This window comes from Thalassotalea atypica (genome assembly GCF_030295975.1).
Classification (GTDB): domain Bacteria; phylum Pseudomonadota; class Gammaproteobacteria; order Enterobacterales; family Alteromonadaceae; genus Thalassotalea_F; species Thalassotalea_F atypica.
In genome coordinates, this window is sequence record NZ_AP027364.1 from 3,381,675 (window position 1) to 3,403,675 (window position 22,001).

The 22,001-nt window shown below is 41.3% G+C and carries 14 protein-coding genes; 7 read left to right on the forward strand and 7 right to left on the reverse strand.

The features are described from left to right. Positions 1–113: 113 nt before the first annotated feature. Together QUE03_RS15480 and QUE03_RS15485 are read right to left on the reverse strand one after the other, a co-directional pair. Positions 114–2,858 (reverse strand): TonB-dependent receptor, encoded by a 2,745-nt coding sequence (locus QUE03_RS15480; RefSeq protein WP_434020211.1) that lies wholly within the window; start codon positions 2,856–2,858, stop codon positions 114–116. 684 nt (positions 2,859–3,542) lie between these two features. After that, positions 3,543–6,065, reverse strand: a complete 2,523-nt coding sequence (locus tag QUE03_RS15485; protein ID WP_286262850.1) for a glycoside hydrolase family 31 protein — start codon at positions 6,063–6,065, stop codon at positions 3,543–3,545. 233 nt (positions 6,066–6,298) lie between these two features. Here QUE03_RS15485 and pulA point away from each other — a divergent pair, with 233 nt between their 5' ends. Continuing rightward, positions 6,299–9,127, forward strand: a complete 2,829-nt coding sequence (gene pulA / locus QUE03_RS15490; protein WP_286262851.1) for a pullulanase-type alpha-1,6-glucosidase — start codon at positions 6,299–6,301, stop codon at positions 9,125–9,127. Between the two features lie 2 nt (positions 9,128–9,129). Beyond that, positions 9,130–10,989: a glycoside hydrolase family 13 protein gene (locus QUE03_RS15495; RefSeq protein WP_286262852.1), complete on the forward strand. Its 1,860-nt coding sequence runs from the start codon at positions 9,130–9,132 to the stop codon at positions 10,987–10,989. A gap of 72 nt (positions 10,990–11,061) precedes the next feature. Here QUE03_RS15495 and QUE03_RS15500 read toward each other — a convergent pair whose 3' ends face one another. The 3 genes from QUE03_RS15500 to QUE03_RS15510 all read right to left on the reverse strand — a co-directional run bounded on the left by QUE03_RS15500 (position 11,062) and on the right by QUE03_RS15510 (position 13,376). Then, the gene (locus QUE03_RS15500) at positions 11,062–11,487 is read right to left on the reverse strand and encodes a GNAT family N-acetyltransferase (RefSeq protein ID WP_286262853.1); all 426 of its coding nucleotides are present in this window, start codon (positions 11,485–11,487) and stop codon (positions 11,062–11,064) included. A 116-nt stretch (positions 11,488–11,603) separates the two neighbouring features. After that, positions 11,604–12,230 carry a thiol:disulfide interchange protein DsbA/DsbL gene (locus QUE03_RS15505; protein ID WP_286262854.1) on the reverse strand — a complete coding sequence of 209 codons (627 nt, stop codon included), beginning with the start codon at positions 12,228–12,230 and terminating at the stop codon, positions 11,604–11,606. A gap of 237 nt (positions 12,231–12,467) precedes the next feature. Next, entirely contained in the window at positions 12,468–13,376 is a 909-nt protein-coding gene (locus QUE03_RS15510; protein ID WP_286262855.1) for a LysR family transcriptional regulator, read from the reverse strand. Positions 13,377–13,499: 123 nt separating this feature from the next. Between QUE03_RS15510 and QUE03_RS15515 the strand changes: the two genes are divergently transcribed. The 4 genes from QUE03_RS15515 (at position 13,500) to QUE03_RS15530 (ending at position 16,217) form a co-directional block, all read left to right on the forward strand. Then, a complete protein-coding gene (locus tag QUE03_RS15515; RefSeq protein ID WP_286262856.1) occupies positions 13,500–14,189 on the forward strand; it encodes a pirin family protein in 690 nt (229 codons plus the stop codon). A gap of 24 nt (positions 14,190–14,213) precedes the next feature. Next, entirely contained in the window at positions 14,214–14,840 is a 627-nt protein-coding gene (locus QUE03_RS15520; RefSeq protein WP_286262857.1) for an isochorismatase family protein, read from the forward strand. A gap of 58 nt (positions 14,841–14,898) precedes the next feature. Next, on the forward strand, positions 14,899–15,111 hold the full coding sequence (locus tag QUE03_RS15525; protein WP_286262858.1) for a hypothetical protein: 213 nt from the start codon (positions 14,899–14,901) through the stop codon (positions 15,109–15,111). A 125-nt stretch (positions 15,112–15,236) separates the two neighbouring features. Continuing rightward, on the forward strand, positions 15,237–16,217 hold the full coding sequence (locus QUE03_RS15530; protein ID WP_286262859.1) for a glutathione S-transferase family protein: 981 nt from the start codon (positions 15,237–15,239) through the stop codon (positions 16,215–16,217). Between the two features lie 51 nt (positions 16,218–16,268). Here the strand turns inward: QUE03_RS15530 and QUE03_RS15535 are convergent, their stop codons facing one another. Next, complete coding sequence (locus QUE03_RS15535) at positions 16,269–17,381, reverse strand: ABC transporter substrate-binding protein (protein WP_286262860.1); 1,113 nt, start codon at positions 17,379–17,381, stop codon at positions 16,269–16,271. 212 nt (positions 17,382–17,593) lie between these two features. Between QUE03_RS15535 and QUE03_RS15540 the strand changes: the two genes are divergently transcribed. After that, entirely contained in the window at positions 17,594–19,636 is a 2,043-nt protein-coding gene (locus tag QUE03_RS15540; protein WP_286262861.1) for a glycoside hydrolase family 97 protein, read from the forward strand. A gap of 81 nt (positions 19,637–19,717) precedes the next feature. On the opposite strand, the gene QUE03_RS15545 is transcribed toward QUE03_RS15540, so the two are convergent. Further along, positions 19,718–21,943: a carbohydrate binding family 9 domain-containing protein gene (locus tag QUE03_RS15545; RefSeq protein WP_286262862.1), complete on the reverse strand. Its 2,226-nt coding sequence runs from the start codon at positions 21,941–21,943 to the stop codon at positions 19,718–19,720. Positions 21,944–22,001: the final 58 nt, after the last annotated feature.

Here is a 22,001-nt window from a genome sequence, read left to right on the forward strand (position 1 = left end):
AATTACACAGATACAGTTAAACAAGGTTTATTGTTTAGGTAATTTAAATAAAAAAACCCCTGCAAGCCTACCAATTGATAAGTTTACAAGGGCTTCATACTTTAGTTTTTAGATTAAAGCTTGTAGCTGAAACCTAACAAGTAAGTACTACCGTAATCTTGGTAATCACGTACCTGTAAATCGCTGTCACCTTGGTATGAAGTGAACGGCTCTTCAGTGATATTTTGCGCTTGGAAGAATACCGATAACCCTTCTAAGCTCTCATGACCACCTTCACCAAAGTCATAACCGATTTGAGCATCAACGATTGTTTCACCTTCAATATCAACTTGTTGAGTATCAAAACCTAAACCGTAAACATCACCTTTAAAATCACTACGTTTACGCATGCTAACACGCGCTTGGAAACCGTTTTTCTCGTAGTAAGCGGTTACGTTTTGAATCGTATCTGATAGACCGGGTAACTCATACTCATTACCATTTTGATCTTCAATATCGTCTTCAATACCTGTGTGACTTGCAATGATACCGAAACCGTCAAGGCTTTCGTCAATCATCTTGAATGGGAAAGTAATTGAGATTTCATAGCCCCAAAGTGTGCCGCCACCGCCATTGACTTTACCTGAGCCAGTCGCTGTTGGGTTCGCTGGGATTTCACCAGTTAATGGGTCAGCAACACCAGCCATATCAACTTCATAAGTACCGTCAAAAATCCACTCGTCTAGGTCTTTCCAGAAGATAGCTGTTGAGAAGTAACCTTCATCAGAGAAATAGTTCTCGTATGTTAAATCAAGACCCAACGCTTCTTTTGGCTCTAGCTCTGGGTTACCGCCACTAACTGACCAGTTATTACCGTTGTCATCAGGAATTTGATTGTAAGTACCGCTAATCGATGCATTCATCTCATCTAAACGTGCACGTGAAATAGTCTTCGCCGCGCCGAAACGTACGGTTTGGTCATCATCAACTTTCAGTGACAAGTTCAAACTTGGTAAAACGTGCGAGTAATCATGGCTAATGTTTGTCGGTGAAGTAACAACTACGCCGTCAACCGTGTTAAACGCATTACCTTGTGACGATTGATCTGTGTGTACATAACGTAAACCAACATTACCCGTTACAGGGAAGCCGCCTAGTTCCATGTCCAAGTTTGCTTGGATAAAGGCGGAAGTTACTTCTTCCTTCACCTTCCAAGATTTTGTTGCATGGCTCGTGTTTGTTAACGCTTCCGATAATAAATCGTAGTAACCATCGTCAACTAGACCTTTTGAGTCATAAGCAATCATATCGCCCATGCCGATAAAGCCTAAATCAACAGAACCTTGGCGATAAGCTTCAGGTACAGCCATCATGCCAGGGTTGTTCGGGTAGTTGAATGAAGAAAGTGTTAAGAAGAAACCGTCAGATTTTTTTTGCTTCTCACGTTCACGGTATGAAACACCAAATTTAATTTCGGTAACGTAATCGCTTTCAATTTCTTTAGTTGCCGCTAATTTAAGCGACGTAAGTTCATCGTCAATAGAAGGCGTGTTTAAGAAACCGTCTTGTAATTGATTTTCGTATTCTGTGCCAGTAACGCCGTACTTGTCGTTAAGTGCAGAAGACCAGCCCCATGATAAAGGACCGCCTAATTGAATTAGATTATAATCGCTATAGTCAAGTTCATGAGAGAAGGTAGCGCCTGTGTTACCACCATCAAAGGTATAACCGATGTTATCAGCTACACCACGGTCATTACCGCGGCCAGTACCTGCGTAGCTTTCCATTGACCAAATTTTACGGTCAACTTGCGAGTAACTTGCATCAAATTCTAATGACCATGTTTCTGCAACATCGTATTTTAAGTTGAAACCTAACGCAGTCATTTCAGCATCACGTTCTTCGTAGTCATTACGAACAACAACACGCTGACCTTCAGTGATTGCTGAAGAAACAAAACCTGTTTCAGGATCAATGATGGCCGTATCTGCAGAGATAGAACCTTGACCCCAAGCAAATGGTACTTCGATACCACGTAAGATTTTCTCATCTGTGAAATCTACGTACAAAGCATCAAATGTCATGTGTAAATTGTCGCTTGGTGCCGCTTCAATGACTAACATCGCTGAATCACGTTCTAATGTAGAAGAACGAACGAATGGCTTAGCGCCACCTAAGATTGACCCTTCTGAGCCATCTTCATAGGTAAATGTTGGGTAACCCCATGAGTTCCAACGCTTCTCTTGGTTTGGAGAGCTCATAGTTGTATAAGCAAATGCTACACCGACAGTGTCATCTGCAAATTTATCTAAGTATGAAAACGTGCCGCGGAAACCATCATCGTTTCCATCAGGGTTTAATTTATCGAAGCTTGTTTGTTCGTATTGTCCATTAAACTGTATCACTCGCTCATCTTGGCTAAGCGGTTTAATGGTTTGCATGTCGATGATACCGGCAATACCTTCAGCTTCTAAGCTAGCACTTGGCGTTTTGTATACCGTAACACCGCCCATAATTTCTGATGGGTAAAGGTCAAACTCAACACCGCGGTTGTCACTGATTGACACTTGCTCACGGCCATTGAATGTTGTACCACTTTCGTTCTCACCAAAACCACGAATACTTACGCGACTTGCGCGACCATCTAAGCGCTGTGCAGCAAGGCCTGGTAGACGAGCAATTGATTCAGCAATAGATGAGTCAGGTAATTTACCAATGTCTTCAGCAGAAATTGACTCTACAACTTCCGATGAAAATCGTTTTGTGTTGATAGATTCAACAATACTGCCACGGAAGCCTTTAACTTCAATGACTTCAATTTCGCTTTCTGCCGCTTGTTCTTCAGCAGCATAAGCGTACATAGGTGCACTAACGGCCATTAGACCGGTAGAAAGCATGGCAAGTGTCACTTTGCTTGGCTTAAATTTTAACATGTAGGTTTCTCCCCCGTTTCATCCCTGTAATTCTTGTTGTTAACAGCAATCCCGCTGAAGCGATAATTTGTTTTATTTGTAACTATTTTTACCACCCAATATTAGATGGATGACTTAATATAAGACGGTAAAACAGCTAAAAATACATGCTGCATACGTATTCAACCGCTAGGCAAAAATGACATAAGCATTGATGAAACAGTCCTTTCACTATAGTTGTGTTTAATTATAGAAAGGGAGTTTCAATGCGTTTTTTTGCAGTGATCTTGCTCAACCCCTTAATTACAAAAGGGTAACGTTAGGTTACACTTTACTACGAACAAACCTGTACATTGTAAGGCAACGATAATAATAATTGGATCTTCTACCTTTGGCAGGTTTTTTTAGTCAAGTTTGAATACGTATGCAAAATTATGCCGTTTTTTCATTGACTCAAAATTCAATCGAAAAACGACGTTTAAAATTTGAGTAAATACTCAGTTTATAGGGGCTGTCGACTCATTATTGCCGAATTTTATTCGAAGTGATTGTACGTTGGAATATTTTTTTAGGTTGGGGGGATAGCGGCTGTATTGTCTTAACTTTTTCTTCAATACAGCCTATTTTTCAGCGAATGGGGGCGAGTACGTTCTATTTGATCGTGATACGTTGTGCTGCTTTTCCCCAATCGAAGGTAATCGTTAATGTGTTTTTACTTTGATCCCAAAAAGCTGCTTGAGTGGCTAATTTCAGCGCACGTTGACTGTTTACAATCGGTATATATTGACCGGTGATGTCGACAGCATTTGCAGCTTGATCCCAATGATGAATTACAAGATTCATACGTCTTGATGTCGGCATACCTTGATAACCTAGGCCTGATTTTTTAAGCGAAATTGTTAGCTCTGCCTTGCTATCATTTTTTGCGGATAACTGTCGCTCAGGTATATAACTCGCATCAAAAGTTAGTCGCTGGAAACGCTCTGAGGCAATAGCGTCTGAAGATTTACCATCATCGTCATACATTTGACCATAAGCACGTGGGACGCTGCTATCATGGTAATAATGTAAAAAAAGTTCATCACCGCGGTAAGCTTGTGTTGTGTTGATTGGTTTGATCATCGGGATAAAACTGCCCGCTCTGACCAAAACAGGTATGGTCGATAAACTCACTGGATAATCAAATTGCTGGCCGCCAGTAATGCGTTCATCAGTCCAAAAGTCAAACCATTGGCCATTTGGCACATTCACTTCTATTGATGTAGAATCAGGATCGGTTACTGGCGTAACCAAAAACGCATCCCCCCATAAGTAAGTTTCTTTTTCCGCAATGAGCTCTACATCCAATTCATCTTCGAAAAACAACGGGCGCATTAGTGGCATACCTGAAATACTGTTTTCATACGCCAAGGTGTAATTATACGGCAACAATTGATACCTCAACTTGATGAACTCTCTGACAATATCTTTCGTTTGCTGATCGTGAAATACTGGCTCAGGTGCAATTGCTTCTTGAGCATGCGGACGATAAACAGGCTGAAATACACCATATTGCAACCAACGCGTATACATTTGAGCATCAAACTTTTCACCACCAGCAAAACCGCCTAAATCGGAATGCGTATAAGCTAAACCAAATAGCCCCATTTGTAATGACAACTCTACCTGAGGCTTTAACCCCCCCCAAGACCTGCTAACATCCCCCGTCCATGGGATCATGCCGTAGCGCTGTGAGCCAACAAAGCCAGATCGCATCATGATCATTGCTCGGCTATTAGGGGCTATTTCTTGTTGGTTCTGATAAACCATTTTTGCCCACTGATGTCCATAAGCGTTGTGAACAGCAGCGCCCGTTACTTCAGTGCCATTGTCGAAACGGTGAATGATATCGTCTGGATGAACTTCGGGCTCACCTAAATCGCCCCACCAGCCCGTAACCCCTTGCTGATAAAGCGTTTGATAAGCTTGTTTAAACCATGCCTGCCCTCTTTGATTAAAGACATCTACTAAGCCAGTATGACCAAAGTAAAAATCAAAAGTATAAGGCTCGCTGCCTTCACTCATTTCCCTTTTATTGTTTGATATGTTCTTGCTACTTTGTGGCTTGACGGCTAATGCATCCGCCTTAAGTGCTGATTGCCAGTTGTTTGACGTGGTCAATATAAACGGTTCGGTAATAACGATGGTGTTCACCCCATCATTTTGTAAATCGCTGATCATCTTTTGAGGTGTAGGAAAGGCCTGCTTATCCCATGCCAAATTCCCCATATGTCCTTGAATATCTTTACCAAACCAATATAAATCAAGCACGATGGCATCTAAGGGGATGTCTTCTTGTTGAAAAGCCTTAACCGTATTTCTGACTTCTTGCTCAGTATGATAACCAAATCTGGAAGCAAAATTGCCTAATGCCCATCTTGGCGGCATCGGTTGCTTACCGGTTAAATCAACATAATTATTAATCAGCTCAGGATAGCTCTTCCCTGCGACAACAATATAACTGCTGCGGCCGGCAATCGCCTGGAACGACAAAATATCATGCTCACTCGCACCAATATCCATTTCTCCACGCGCGCTATTGTCAAAAATAATCATATATTTTTTGTCTGACATGATCGCTGGAAGCCCAAAATACATCTGTTTTGATTCGGTGGTATAGCCATAATGTGCTTTATTATAGAGTGGTAATTTATGACCACGGCGGTCCATACCTATAACGCGCTCTCCACCGCCCATGATTTTTTCATTGTCAGCAAGTTTAAAGCGAAAACCGTGAGAACCTTTGTTGGAGAAAAAACCCTGCTCTTCTTTTAGCAATAAGTTATCGTCCTGATAATAACTTAATCGCAGCGTTTTCTTATCGATAATAAGACGTAGCGCGTTAGTATCAATAATTAGCGCTTGATCACTGTCTTTAACGCTAAGCGATGGCGATTTGCTATGAGCAATGGCGTACGATGGCAGTTGTTGATGAAATACATTATCAAAGACAATTTCGAATGCGTTGTTATGATGTGCTTGAATTTGAAAAGATCTTGGCTTGCCCGCCAATTCACCTTGTACCGTAACAACCGAGCCTTTTACCAGGTGAGACAAATATCCCGCATAGGCCAATGAGTTAGTCAACAATATAATACATAATGTCAACATCACTTTTATATACACTTTAAGCATTAGGTGGCCGGTCCGTTTGAAATTTATAAACTAAGTTTATTCTAACGATATTCAATTACGCTAAGCGAGTGCAATTTCGAATTACTCTCGGCCATTGAGCGTGAATACGTATGCAAGTGATGTGCAAGCTAAAATCAAACATTTAGCATGGGCACAAATAATAATGAAACCCATCGCACCCTCAAAATATATAAACTGAGGTAGCGGATCCAACAACAATAATTGGAAAAATAATGAAACGACTGAGTTTTATATTGCCTCTGCTATTTCTTAGCGCTTGCGGACCAAGTAACAATGAAACGGCCAATACAGCATCGACTAGTGAATCGAAATCACAAGCTGCCTCAACATTAGATACCACCACCAGCAAAGACTTTTCGGCACATTGGCTCAGCCAAAACATACTATTACTCGCTAACGTAGAGTCCAATAATCAATATCAACTGACCTCCGTTATTGATAGACAAAAAGCATCAACTGCATTAAAGGCAATTAACACGCCTAATTGGGTAATAAAGAAGTACCCTCATTTGCAATCATTTCAAGCATTTGAGATCAATATTCCCATTGATAAAGCAAAAATATGGTTAAAGCATGAATTGTATATTGAATCACAAAATACACAGAATGCCAGTAAGCACCTCGCCTACGTGCAGACAGGCGAAGTGCTTGACGATATTTATACTTCATCTACCAATGACGCCAATGAAGCAATGGAATTAGGTGCTGTCATTAAAGCCGATGGGGTTCATTTTGCTTTATGGGCACCTACAGCAAAAGACGTATCGGTTAACTTATATAACCAAGAAAAGCAGCCGTTAACGCCCGCACAACTGCAATTAGTAGAAGACTCTACAACGGGCATTTGGCATGGCGTAGCGCCGTTTAGTAAAAACAATGAGTCAGAAAAAGCAGAGCCTTTAGATGGCGCTTTTTATCAGTATCAACTAGACGTGTATCACCCTGTAACCAACAAAATAGAACACATAGTCACAACTGATCCCTATTCAATAAGCCTCTCAACTAATAGCCTGTATAGCCAAATAGTCGATCTAGACCATGACTCAACACAACCGTCAAACTGGAACGAGCAGCAACGTCCTGCGTTAGCCAAACCCGAAGATGCAATACTATATGAAGTGCATATTCGTGATTTCTCCGCTAGCGACCAACGCTTAAGCAATGAAGAAAATCGCGGAAAATATGGCGCTTTTACTGAAAAAGATTCTGATGCGATTAATCACATCACTCACTTAAGAAATGCGGGCTTGAACCACATTCACCTATTGCCTGCCTTTGATATTGGCACCGTCAACGAAGAAAAGGGCAAGGCTATTGATTTAAACACACAACTCAAAGAGGTTTGTCGACTGGCGCCTAAAGTCAGCGTTTGCATTAACGAATTAGACGATAATTTAACTTTAAGCGATGTATTAAAAAGCTTTAGTGCAACTACAGGCGACGCTCAAGCGCTTGTGACCGAATTAAAAACCTTTGATAAATACAACTGGGGTTATGATCCTTTTCATTATACGGTGCCAGAAGGAAGTTACGCTAAAAACCCTGAAGGTAAAAATCGCATTGTGGAATTTAGAGAGATGGTGCAAAGCATTCACAACATGGGCTTTCGCGTTGTTATGGATGTTGTTTATAACCATACCCATCAAGCACGATTAGAAAGAACCGCAGTACTGGATAAAATTGTCCCCAATTACTACCAACGATTGCACCCCATCAGTGGTGATATCGAGCAATCAACCTGTTGTGATAATACCGCAACAGAGCGCAACATGATGGCCAAACTGATGATCGATTCGTTGGTGATATGGGCGAGAGATTACGCCATTGACGGATTTCGCTTTGATTTAATGGGCCATCAACCCAAAGACACGATGTTACAAGCGCGTGAAGCTGTACGCGCCATAGATCCTGATACCTATTTTTACGGTGAAGGATGGAATTTTGGTGAAGTCGCCAATAATCGGCAATTTGTTCAAGCCAGTCAATTAGAGCTCGCCGGCACTGAAATTGGTACCTTTACCGATCGCTTACGCGACGCGATTCGCGGCCCTGGTATCAGTGTTCAAGGCGATGATATTCGTCGTAATCAAGGTATAGGGAATGGCCTTAGAACCAAGCCCAATGAACTAAATCTGCACAATGAAGGCAATGCGCCAGATTATTACTTGCTGATGGATCAATTAAGGATTGGTCTTGCAGGTAACTTAATTGATTTTCCTATTGAGGATAGAAATGGACATCAAGTCACCGGTAAAGACATTCCCTATGGCAGTCAGCCGACAGGTTACGCATTAGACCCAGCTGACACAATTAACTATATCTCTAAGCACGATAATCAAACTTTGTGGGATAACAATCAGTACCGCAATGCCACTGACTTAACCACCGAGGAGCGTGTTCGTCTGCACAATCAAAGCTTGAGTTTTGCGTTGATGGCGCAAGGAATTCCGTTTTTACATATGGGTTCAGAGTTATTGAGATCGAAATCCTATTTGCGCGACAGCTACGATTACAGCGATTGGTTTAATCGTGTCGACTTTGCCAAGCAAACTAACTTTTATAACATAGGGTTACCGCCAGCGGAAAAAGATCATGCGAATTGGCCGCTTATTTCTGCGCTACTAGATAAAAACCAAGGACGTGATCAGGTTGCACCAGCAGATATTCAATTTTCGTCAAAAGTATTCGCCGAATTTATGACAATTCGTAGCACTAGCCCGCTGTTCACGCTTGCATCAGGAGCTGAAATTAAACAGCAAGTCAGCTTTTTAAACACGGGAAAATCGCAACAAGAAGGCTTAGTTGTGATGAGCATAGTTAATGGCAAAACAGCACCAGATAAGCGCTTTAATGAAATCATGGTATTATTTAACACATCACCTAACAGCCAGACATTCGCGACAGAGCTTGCAAATGGCTATCAGCTACACCCAGTGCAACAACAAGGTGTTGATGCACAAACAAAAGAAAGTAAAGCAACATCGCAAGGATTTAGCATACCGGCATTTACTACCGCTGTTTTTGTAAAGTTTAGAGGTTAATAATGAAGACGTATTTAGTTCAACTTTCAATTTTCTTAATCGCAATATTTTCCGCCAATATTGCTGCATCCTCTTATAAAATTGAACATTTAGAACCTGCATTTTGGTGGGTTGATATGCACGAGAATAAATTGCAAATTCTTGTGCACGGTAAAGATATAGCCGACTTAACACCACGCATTGATAACCCTCATGTGATTATGCAGCGTTTTAATCAAGTACAAAGCAACAACTACCTGTTTTTAGATCTTGTCGTTCGTGATCAAGCAAAGTCACAAACCGTTAAAATTGACTTTCTAAAAGACGATAAAGTAATGACTAGCTATGACTACAAGTTGCTGAACAGAAACAAGCATAGTAACGCTGTGCGTAGTTATGGTCCTAGCGATGTTATCTATTTAATTACACCGGATCGTTTTGCCAATGGCGATCTGACAAACGATCAAGTAAAAAGCTTGTCTGAAGGTGTTGCGCGTAATAAGCCTGGAGGGCGCCACGGCGGAGATATTGAAGGCATCATCAACCGATTAAACTACATTAGTGATATGGGCTTCACACAACTTTGGTTAAATCCTGTCATTGAAAACAGCCAACCGTCATACTCATATCATGGCTATTCCACCACTGATTTTTATAGCATCGATCCACGTTTTGGCAACAATAAGCTCTATCGAAAATTATCGAAAGAAGCACAAAAAAGAGACATTGGTTTAATTAAAGATGTAGTCTTAAATCATGGCGGCTCTGGCCATTGGTGGCATAACGATTTGCCAATGGACAATTGGTACAATAATCAAGGAAATGAATACCAAGGCACTAATCACAAACGAGAAGCCTTGCATGATCCTCATGCCATCCCCTCAGACGCAAAAACATTCAGTGATGGCTGGTTTGTTAAAACTATGCCTGATTTGAATCAGCGTAACCCTTATATGGCGAATTACCTGATCCAAAACACTATTTGGTGGATTGAATATGCCAACCTTTCAGGGCTACGGGTTGATACTTATTCCTATCCTGATAAAACCTTTTTAACTGAGTGGACAAAACGCGTCACTGATGAATATCCGACCATTAACATTGTTGGTGAAGAATGGACGACAAACCCGGCACTGGTTTCATATTGGCAAAAAGGGAAGAACACCCACGATGGCTATCAATCTTATTTACCGAGCTTGATGGACTTTCCATTGCAAGACGCAATCGTAAAAAGCCTAAAAAACAAGGAAGACTGGAACTCTGGTTTAAATGAGCTTTACCGCGCCTTAGCCAACGATTTTCTCTATCCAGACCCAGCTAATTTAGTTGTTTTTGCCGACAATCACGACATGAGCAGAATCTTCACTCAACTGGATGAAGACTATGCTAAATTTAAGATCGCCATGACTTACCTATTGACCACTCGTGGCATCCCACAAGTATTTTATGGGACAGAGATATTGATGAAGAATCCCGGCACTACTGATCATGGCGTTATCCGTACTGATTTTCCCGGCGGTTGGAAAGGCGATAAGGTCAATGCATTTACAGGCAAAGGACTCTCGCGTCAGCAGCTTGATGCGCAAAAATTCATTCACCAGCTACTTAACTGGCGTAAAACGGCATCCGCCATACATACCGGTAAATTAAATCATTATGCGCCCGAAAATGGCATCTATGTTTACTTTAGACATAATGACGATCAAAAAGTCATGGTGGTTATTAATAAATCTGAAAAAGCTCAATTACTTAGAAAAGAAAACTATACTGAAATGTTAGCAAAAAATAAGCTAGCAAAGAGTATTTTGACCAAGCAAACATTTAGTTTAGAAAAACCGATCAACATTCCTGCTAATAGTGCCTATGTGTTTGAAATAAAATAACGTTTCAATACTAGGTAATGTCAAAGAGAAAGCCTGACGTTATGTTCAGGCTTTTTTATTTGTAGGACTTTGCTAGCTGTTTTGATAAACCTCTGGGTCCCAAACTTCCATAAATATTTCTGGCTGTGCAATCGCTTTAAAGCCAAATTGCTGATAAAGCCCATGCGCATCTTTTGTCGCAAGTACCATTCGTCTAAGCCCCTGTAGCTCCGGGTGTTCAATAATAGCTTTAATTAACTGCTTACTTAGCCCTTTTCCTCTGTGTTTTTCAATAATGAAAACGTCAGCCAGATAGGCGAATGTTGCTTTGTCGGTAATTAGCCGTGCAAAACCAACTTGCTTATTGTCATCAGCTAAAACAGCAAAGCACAAGGAATGCTCAATCGCCTTTTTGAGCGTGGTACGAGGAATATCTTTTGCCCAATACGAATTGGACAAATACTTGTAGATAGTCTCGAAATCGAAATCAGAAGGATTAGTTGAAATGCTGTAATTCATTGTTAAAGTTCTTTTGCGTCAAATAACAGACATGTGCTGATGAATAATTAGAATGTAATGCAGTGAGCAGCAAAAAGGCAATACCTGTGTTTACATCGGTTAGTCTTATTACCCAATTACTTTTTCAATAAGAAATAAATAAGCTCTTTATATTGCCCCATACTGGTGATTTGTGTGGTTATTGGTTTGTATTTACCATTTATGATAAGTGTTGGCACAGACGAATGTCCTTGGGCCCTTAACGTGTTAGCTTTATGTTTCATGTCATTGTACTTGATATCAACACTGAAACTACTAGCAGTACTGTCATACATGATCTCACTAACACCAAAGCTCATAAATAACTGCTTAATATCATCTGCTGACTTAAAGTCACCTTTGTTCACATGAATCTTCTTGAATATTGCGTCAACCAACTTGTCTTTTACACGCATTCTATCGCCAATTATTAATGCCTTTGTCAGTAACTTTTCCACTTCACTATTTCTATTTGGCATACCTTCGACATGGTTTTTGACAAATTTAGCGCGACTAGGCAACTTATTCTGAAGCTCCTTCATAAAGGGCTCTTGGTTGTAACAATGAGGGCAATAGAATGAAAAGAACTCGCGAATTTCTGGCTGTTTCGATTTTGGCGACTTTAATGTCAGGTAGTGCTGGCCTTCAATAAAATTTGCCGCAACGACTGTTATAGGTTGCACATAAAGCAATATGATAAAGGTGAGCAATCCTTTTAGGTGCATCAGAGGTTCCTGTAAATTAATATCATTAACAAGCTTACTTAAAACAGAGTGTAGAATTTATACTTATTAAAACTCAACGTACCAGTTTTATGTTATTTTCACATAAGGATCAACAAGATCCTCAATAATTTGCTAAATCCCCGCTATTTGGTAGCTAAATAGTCCGAAATGTTTGAAACGTATGAAGTACAACTACGTCTGTATGTGAATAATTGGTTAGTCTACTCAAAAGCAATGTTAGTGGCTTACCTTCAATGCACTGATGTATAAAGTAGAAACAAAGTCCAAGAATGCTTTTACTTTTGGTAATTTGGCGCGGCTTCTCGGATACAAAGCATAAATATCAACATCTTCCATGCCCCAATCAGCTAACACTCTGACTAATTTTCCTGACGCTAATTCTGCTTTCGCCATATACTCAGGAAGAACGGCTATGCCTAAGCCATCAATTATTGACTGCTTAAGTATTGAAAAATCATCCACGAACAATCGAGGTCTGCATTGTATGCTGTAATGTTCACCTCCTGTTGAAGATAGTGTTAATTTCACCCCATTGTTGATTGGATTCATGATCAATAGTTGATGCTCATGTAACTGCTCAATCGTGGTTGGTTGAGCAAATTGGGCAATGTAAGCAGGGCTAGCAAATAACTTACGTGTTACCGTCCCTAACTTTTTAGCAACCAACGAGGAATCATCGAGTACACCTACACGAATAACTACATCAAACCCTTCTTCAATGAAGTCAACTCGTCGATTTATTAAATTAAGTTGGATACTCAATTCTGGGTATTGGTGCATGAAGCTAGCCAAAGCAGGTTTTAAGATTTGCTGCCCTGTAGCGACAGATGCGCCCACTTTCAAGTTTCCTTTATAAGTATGCAAGAGCTCTGATACAGACGCAGTTGCTAAATCCAGCTCTTCATGCACGCGCTTGCAATGGACTAAATATCGTTTTCCTGCTTCAGTTATATGCTGCGAACGAGTCGAGCGTTCAAGTAATGTAATATCAAGCTGTTGTTCTAAACGGGAGACTTTTCGACTGACGTTGGCTTTAGGGATACCCAACCTATCAGCAGCAAGAGTAAAGCTGCCCGTTTCAACAACCGCTAAAAACACCATCATGTCGTTTAGATCATGTGCCATGACACTCACTCATTGTTGTCAAAAATGAAATTATGTTAACAATAAACCCGTATTTATCAAACAGTAGATCCCCTCTAGTATGACGACATAAGCAAGAACAACTCGTTATTACCGGAGAGCAAGATGCAAATACTTAGCAAGAATTCACTACCATTAGGCGGCTTTGCTGGCTTAACCGAACACCGGCTAGTTACTGACCGTCGTATATTTGGCAACAGAAAAGCCGTCAATACTTTCGATGGTATAGGCAACTTTGTTTACTTGGCAGATGCTCAGTTTAACCCGAAAGGTGAAACACATATGCATCCCCATAAAGAGATAGATGTTATATCGATCATGATAAAAGGCCGAATAATGCACGAGGGATCGTTAGAGCATGGCCAAAAATTAAATGCTGGAGAGGCACAAGTTCAACGCGCTGGCGGCGAAGGCTTTTCACATAATGAAGTTAACCCGGATGACACTCAAAACCGGATGTTACAGCTCTGGGTAACTCCAGAAGAACCTGGACAGCAAGCCAGTTATAAACATTACACACTTAAAGATAAGGGCGTAACGCGTATTTATGGTGGTAATAAAGGTCAAGATGAAACATTTGATAGCCGAACAGTAATCGATATTGTCCGACTACCACAGGGTGAAAGCACTACGTTTGAGCAGGAAACTTTAACATATCTTAGTCAAGGAAATGCCGAGTTTTCAGATCCGAACGCGGTATTTAGTGCTGCAGATGGCGATTTAATCCGTAGTTACAAAACCGAAATACGCGCCACCACAGATGTTGAAATCGTCGTCATCAGTCAACAAGCATAAAATCACATTTAACGGAGAGAATATATGAACAAATTTGCTGAAACATTAACCACTGACAATGCCGTTTTGGCCATGATTGATCATCAAACAAGGCTACTGGTTAGTTGTCGAGACCAAGACCCACACTTGATGACAGAAAACATCAAGGGTCTATGCTCAATGGCAAAAACAGTTGGTATGCCAACAGTAACAACTGCCAGCATGCCAGATGGTCCCAATGGCCCTATCATGCCTGAAATAACCGATATTTTAGGTGATGAAGTAATAGAGCGATCAGGAGAAATCAATGCATGGAAAAGTCCAGCGTTTAAAGAGGCTATTGAAGCAACGGGCCGTAAGAAAATCATCATGGCGGGTATCGTCACTGACGTTTGCTTAATGTTCCCAGCTATTTCAGCCGTCGCGGAAGGATACGATGTTTACGCGGTTGTGGATGCGTCTGGCACATTGAATAAGGCAGTTGCTGAAGCAGCTACCCACCGCATGACGCAAGCCGGCGTGAAAGTAGCCACTTGGGCCTCTGTACTTGCTGAAGTTATGGACGATTGGCGCAGTGACAAAGGTATGGAGCTTGGCAGCGTATTGGGGCAGCATACGTCTTATCGCTGGGTATACAATAGCTTTTTACAAGCAAACAATACTGAACTTTAAACCCAAATGCATCATGCAAAGTCTAATTTATGCGTGATGCTACGCTTTGGAGCCGACTATGAAAGCGACCAACAAACACCTGATCGCTCTGATCAATTATGCAGCACTAGTCCCATTAGTGTATTTTATTCCAGCATTACTACAACCGTACTTACCTGAAAGCAAAATAGTTAATGTACTCATTATCGTCGCCGTGATTGTTCCGATTATTTCTTATATCGTTATGCCGGTCACGATGAAATTACTAGCTCAATCAACCCATCAAAATTAGCAGCCTGCTAATGTTCAATGAATAAAGAGATATGCTAGGTACTTCGAAATACGTTACTTTTTAATTGAACTATAGCAAGCAATCGAAGTACAAGAGAAAATTTTTTCTAAAGTAAGGAGACTGACATGGGCCTATTAGTAGAAGGTAAATGGCAAGACCAATGGTCCGATACTTCATCATCCGGAGGCCAATTTAAACGTCAAGCCTCGAGTTTTCGCCACTGGGTAACTGCTGATGGTAGTGCCGGCCCATCAGGCGATGATGGGTTCAAAGCCGAAAAAAATCGTTATCATTTATACGTGTCACTCGCCTGCCCTTGGGCACATCGCACCCTAATTTATCGAAAATTGAAAGGCTTAGAGGACTCAATTTCAATCTCGGTGGTTAACGCATTTATGGGCGATCAAGGTTGGAGCTTTAGCCCTGGCAAAGACGTTATTTCTGATCCTATCTTTAACGCTACGTATGTACATGAACTATATACTGCTGCCCTTTCCAATTTCACCGGCCGCGTGACAGTACCCATTCTTTGGGATAAGCAAAAACAAACTATCGTCAGTAACGAATCATCAGAGATCATTCGTATGTTTAATTCGGCATTTGATCACCTAGGAGCACTTCCAATAGACTTTTCTCCACCTGACCTACTAGTGGAAATTGATGAGCTTAATGACTTTATTTATCCGGCAATAAATAATGGTGTTTATCGCGCAGGTTTTGCCACAAGTCAAGACGCTTATAAGGAAGCCGTCATTGCATTATTTGACGCTTTGAACGTGATAGAACAACGTCTTGAGACACGTCGATATCTCACTGGAAATTCCATTACCGAAGCCGATTGGCGCCTGTTTACCACATTAGTTCGCTTTGACGCTGTCTATGTAGGGCATTTTAAATGTAATATACGTCGCCTTGTCGATTATCCAAATATTTGGGGCTACTTGCGTGACTTGTATCAAGTACCGGGGATAGCGGAAACAGTAAATATGGACAACGTCAAAGCCCATTATTATCAAAGCCACAAAAATATCAACCCTACAGGTATCATTCCTAGCGGACCAAAGTTAGATTTCATGTCCAACCATCGACGCCAACGCATAGGTTAATCACTAGGATCACATAGCATTGTGAAATGCGACAAACTGAAACACCTTTTGCTAACGAGTAGCTATCAGCACATTCAAATCAAACTGATAGCGCTTGATCTTTGCATTGTATACTTTTGAAAATTGTAAGAAATTAGCGTGTTGCCAACCATTGTTGAGAATGTACTCTTTAACGTCTTTAATATTGCGTTCGTCAGCAACACTAAATTGAATCCGATAGGTGTTGTTTTCCAGTCCAGTATCGGTATAGCCATGAGCAATGTCGTGCAGAAGAATTAATGCCCAAACAGCCTGCATATGATTACCACCTAGCGTAAACGCCAACTTACCTTCTTCTACCGCCAATAACCCACTTTTTGTCCAATCGATACCAGCTATAAGAGGGAAATCTGATGCCGGTAATAACTGAGCACATTTCTCGTAAGCAGCAATAGCTGTATCGTCGTTGGCTGTCCAGATCAAATCGATATTTTGATAACGATTAAACAATAACTCCGTCATCCTTGATGCTGTTTCTACGTTATAGTCCGCATGCACAAGTTGCAGTAAGTCAAGCTCACCATACTCAAGCACGGCGCGTCTCAATCCTGCGTCTTTTTGATGAGACGTTTCTAGTACTAATCCGCCGCCGAGAGCCACCATACGATATCGTTGTAGTGCTTGCCCTTGTTCTTCTTGTGACACACTTCCCTTAAATTTCTCAACCAATAGTTGCGCCTGCATAAAGCCTGATGATTCATCATCCGCCAGCACTTGCGCTAGCCAATATTTATATTTTTGTTGCGGTGCGCCAATTGACGCCTTTTCAAAAGCGGGTACACCTGATGAAATGGTGATCGTTGGTACTTGAAACTGTTCAATTAAATCTAGTAATGGTTTAGCATTTGCGCCTCGAAACGCTGAGATGAGATAGTCTGGCTTATTAGCTGAGGATAATAATTTTTGAGCTTGTAGATAATAATCAAAGCGATCGGCAAAGTCCGCATGATGAAAAGTAATGTGCACATCAAGCTGTTCCGCCACGGTAGATAGCGGCGCAATCATACTGCTCCAAAATGGATTATCCGTACCGCTTGGTCCTAAAAATGCTACATGTATTTGCTTGGCTGATAATGAAAAGCTAAAGAGTAAACAACATAGCAGCCACTTCCATTTTGACAACATTACTATTCCTTCAGTCGTGTGCATTCTTTAAAGATTACAAAGTCTCATGCTTTTGACAAGTATACCATCTATTGAGCCTGAACATTAAGCCAAAGCCGATCGTTAAAAAGTAAAGCTTGTAACACAATAGTGATTTGAATACGTATGCAAATTCAACCATTTGAACTGCACTCGTTATATGCTTTATCAACAGCCAAAACAAGAGAAGAATAATGAATTTTTCGATAACAAAAATAACCGCGATGTGTTGTTTAATGCCACTGAGTGTTTTCGCACAATCACTACATCTACAATCGCCAGATGGCAAAATCATCCTGACCATCGATGACGAGAACACCCCTAGCTACCAAGTATCATTTAATGGCAACGACGTTATCTCTAATTCATTACTCGGCATGGCTTTTAAGAACGCCCCAGCCTTTGATAACTCCTTTAAAATAAAGAGCAGTAAACGCAATAGTGTCGATAATACCTGGCAATTGCCTTGGGGTGAGCGCAAGCATGTTCGGGACCAACACAATGAATTGTTGGTCTCTTTTGCTGCCAATCGCGACAGCGCGAATGAATATAAAATTCGTTTTCGTCTTTTCAACGACGGCATTGGCTTTCGGTATGAAGTGCCTAGCCAAAAAGGCTTAGCGGGTAAGATTGAAATTACTAATGAAGCCACTGAATTTAATGTCGCTCAACGAGAAAAAGCAACTGCTTGGTGGATACCAGCACGTGGCTGGAATCGTTATGAATATGTTTACAACACGACTAGTTTTAATGAAATTGATCGCGTTCATACACCATTTACTTTCAAAAACGACTTAGGTGTCCATGTCTCTATCCATGAAGCCGCGTTAACTGACTACGCCTCTATGACCCTTAATCATGGTAGGCATGGCGAATTTGAAGCCGATCTAACGCCTTGGTCTGATGGCATAAAAGTAAAAACAAAGGCTGGTTTTAAAACCCCTTGGCGTACCATTCAAATCAGCGAAAACGCGACGGGCTTACTGAATTCAAATTTGATATTAAACCTGAATGAGCCAAACAAACTTGGTGACGTTTCTTGGGTTGAACCGGGCAAATACGTTGGTATTTGGTGGGGCATGCACATCAATGAAAACACTTGGGGCAGCGGTGATAAACACGGCGCAACCACCAGTGAAACCATACGTTACATGGACTTCGCCGCGAAATACGGCTTTAGTGGTGTGCTCGTTGAAGGATGGAATCATGGCTGGGATGGTAGCTGGTTTCACAATGGTGATGTTTTTAGTTTTACTCAAGCTTACGAAGATTTTGACTTAGCAAAAGTGACTGCACACGGTTTAAGTAAAGGCGTGCGATTAGTGGGTCATCATGAAACCTCTGGCAGTGTGACCAATTACCGCAATCAAATGAGCGCAGCGTACGACCTTTACGCTAAACATGGCGTCACTCAAATTAAAACCGGTTACGTAGCTGACGGTGGCGATATTAAACGTGTTGATGAACATGGGATTGCCCGTTATGAATGGCACGACGGCCAATTCATGGTCAATGAGTATTTACACTCCATCACAGAAGCAGCAAAACGTAAGATCAGTATTAACACCCATGAGCCTGTGAAAGCGACAGGATTGCGCCGAACCTACCCAAATTGGATTGCCAGAGAAGGTGCACGAGGACAAGAGTTCAATGCGTGGGGAAATCCTCCTAACCCGCCAGAGCATACGACAATTTTGCCGTTTACAAGGCTATTAGGTGGGCCGATGGACTTTACACCGGGCATTTTCGATATGGGCTTTAACGGTCTAGGGGATACAACAAACCGACCTCAAACCACGTTAGCAAAACAGCTTGCACTGTACGTCGTACTTTATAGCCCAATACAAATGGCGGCGGATTTACCACGTAATTACGAAGCTAAGATGGGCGCATTCCAATTTATTCGTGATGTACCAACGGACTGGCAAGAAAGTATCGCTGTTGCTGGTGAAATTGGAGACTACGTCGCTTTTGCTCGACAAGAGCGCAATGGACAAGATTGGTACTTGGGCGCACTTACCGATGAAAAAGCCCGTACTATAACCGTCAAGCTCGATTTCTTAGCACCGGGCAAGAAATATCAAGCACAAATATACCGTGACGGAGATAAAGCCAACTGGGTTGATAACCCTTATGAGATGATCATTGAAAAAAAATCAGTCTCTAGTACAGATATCCTGACATTGCCCATGGCAACCAGCGGCGGCGTGGCCATTCGCTTTAAGGCAATGAACTAACTTATTGTTCATTGCTGTTTGTTCATTAAAAAAGGCAGCTTATGTGAATAAGCTGCCTTTTTTAACTTTGTTCGCTTAACACTACATTTGCCATGCGTAGCTAAATTTAGTGAATATCGTTCGTTGATCTCGCTCCAAGTTGTCTAGGCTATCATCTTGATAACCACCATCTGAATAACCTATGAAAAATAGTGTTTGTGGATTAATTTTATAAGAGTAAATCAGCTGAGTTGAAAAGAACTTCTCATTCGACTCAGGTTTATCTTCAATATCGTCATAAGTATACAAGCCAACATTACGGTCAATATCTGTGTATTGAATCACCAATTTTAAAATACTGCGCATATCAAATTGATATTTAAGACGTAAATCCGTTAAATTGGCTGTAAACACTCGCCCTTCATCAACCTCTAACTCATTAAAGCGGTGTGATAATTCAATTCGAATATGTTCATTAACGTCCCAATTCATTTCAGGCTCAATATCCAATGCATCACCTAAACGGGTGTTGGCAAAATCAATTTGATCGCCAAATCGAATAAAGTTGTGAAATTGTAAACCTGAAATTGGTGTAAAACGGGCATACATCATAAACTGTAATTCATCAAAGTATTCATCATCGTAGAAGCGCTCTCGACTGACTACACCAAAGTTGGTGTAAAACTGCATTTTTCCTTGTAAGTTGCCGTGAATCTCAAACTCTTCTTCTAATAAATTGCCGTCTTGATCATAAGTTTTGTCCCAGTCACCAAAATAGCCCCAACGAGTGAAAGTAGCATCATTTTCACCGTAATAGGTTCTACGGCCTCCAAGCACCACTCGCTCATAATCTACTTTTGACATGAAGCCTAAATCGGCTCGAAAGTCCGTACCAACATTGGTATAACTTGCTTTTAAATTATAATCACGGGTATTACGCGAAAACCTTAAGCTGGCAGCATTCCCTTTTTGTTCGGGAGCAAGCTCAAATTCTTCTTGCACATAATCGGTATTATCCGTTTCTGCACGCGCCACCTGAAATTTCAAGCTGTCAGTTTGATTGAACCAGTAACTACCATCGACGGAAACAACGGTATTGTTGTAGTCATCGGCGTTGCGATGAGTCATCAACAAACCAATATTATTACGCTCACCAACATCCATAGAATAGCTAGCAATGGCCAACTCAGATTCTTGATCTAAGGTGGCAATATCCGAGCCGATATTGCCAGGCACTAAATGCGTTGTGTTACTGTCATTAGCGATCATCAACCCATAAGTATGATCGCTATTTTTACCGGTGATCTTCACGCCGTAATCGGGCTCCGCAATATTTCGAGTATGGACAAGATTGAAACTATTAGTGTCAAAATAAGATGCACCATCGAGAAAAAATGGACGTTTTTCGGGGAAGAACAACGAAAAGGTATTGTTTACGTCTAACTGCCCCGCATCAGCCTCAACTTGAGAAAAATCCGGGTTGATAGTTGCATTTAACACAATATCTTGCGTGATGCCCCAGCGCACGTCCAAACCCGGCTCAGTCTCTACCGAGCCATCTTCCCAATCACCAGGTACCTCTGGTTTCTCATCATTGCGTGAAACCGTTAGCGTAGGTGTAATTTGAAAATTATTGCCTGTTTGTGCCGATTCAAAGCCGATCAGCTGATCAAACTGGCAAATATTACATTTAATGTTTCTGTTAGATTTATGAGTTGCCATTTGGTGACGAACATCACGCGGATAATTACGCCAGCCTGCTACATTCCATGTTTTTGTGCCATCCGACTCAGGAAACCGTATGCTGCTAAAGGGAATACTCATCTCTACAACATAACCAAAGTCGGTGATTTGACCACTGCTGTCCCAAATAGCGTCCCAAGAGTCGTCTTCATCCCAACCATCAGTGTCGTCCATGGTCATATCACCTTGCGCACCAAACGGGTTGGCAAAAAACTCATAAGCACTGCGTTCGTCATTAAAAGTATCTAAAATAATACCGATATTATCGTCTTGCCAAAGTGAATCTCTGTCGCGCAGTGCCGCCCTAATTTTCTCAGGGTTTGGATCATAGGCTTTAAAGGCGACATTAAGCGTTGTACCATTTTCATATAAGTAAAGCTCCGTCTTAACCGGTGCAGCAACCCCTTCACCTGGGTTGTTCTCATATTTAAGCTCTAAAACGGTAGCTTCTTGCCACACCGCCTCATCCATACTGCCATCAACCACTATTTCACTTGGAATATGTGCAAGTCGGTGGGTTTGTCTTTCTGCATATACATTTGACGATGATAGAATCAAACTTATGCTTATAATTATTTTTTTCATGTCTTCCAATACATTAGCTAAATCATTGTTATTGTACGGTTATTGTCGAAAGAGAATG